Source organism: Mitsuaria sp. RG (assembly GCF_028369275.1).
In the GTDB taxonomy this organism is placed as follows: Bacteria; Pseudomonadota; Gammaproteobacteria; order Pseudomonadales; family Pseudomonadaceae; genus Aquipseudomonas; species Aquipseudomonas peradeniyensis.
Genome location: NZ_JAQMYQ010000126.1, coordinates 1 through 349 on the forward strand (window position 1 = coordinate 1; position 349 = coordinate 349).

The window sequence follows — 349 nt, forward strand, 5'->3', positions numbered from 1 at the left end:
CGGCGCCTCGGGGCGCCATTCGATGCGTCCGGGTACCAGCAGGGCCTTTTGCGAGTAGCGCGTGCCTTGTTCGGCGCCGGCGGCTTCCTCCTGCAGGCTGGTGAACTGCGCGCCCTCGTGGCGCACGCTGGCCACCCGCCAATGTATGTTGAGGTCTGCGCGGGGGTGTTCGACCAGGTTGAAGCTCAGGCCCGGCTGCAGGCGCACGTCGTCGCCCTCGACCTCGGCGATGCGCGCATCGTGGCGCAGGGCGGTGAGGCGGGTACGGGTGAAGGGGATGCCGACTTCGTCGCGCTTGTAGCGGCCGGGGTAGTCGAAGCGCTCGTAGTCGTCGGCCTGGTGCTGCAGG

General features: G+C 69.9%; 1 protein-coding gene. It reads right to left on the bottom strand.

Going from position 1 to position 349, the window contains the following annotated elements; all coding sequences use genetic code 11:
* Positions 1 to 349 (bottom strand): contractile injection system protein, VgrG/Pvc8 family (locus POF53_RS25965; RefSeq protein WP_498970067.1); only part of this gene is annotated, 349 nt, incomplete at both ends.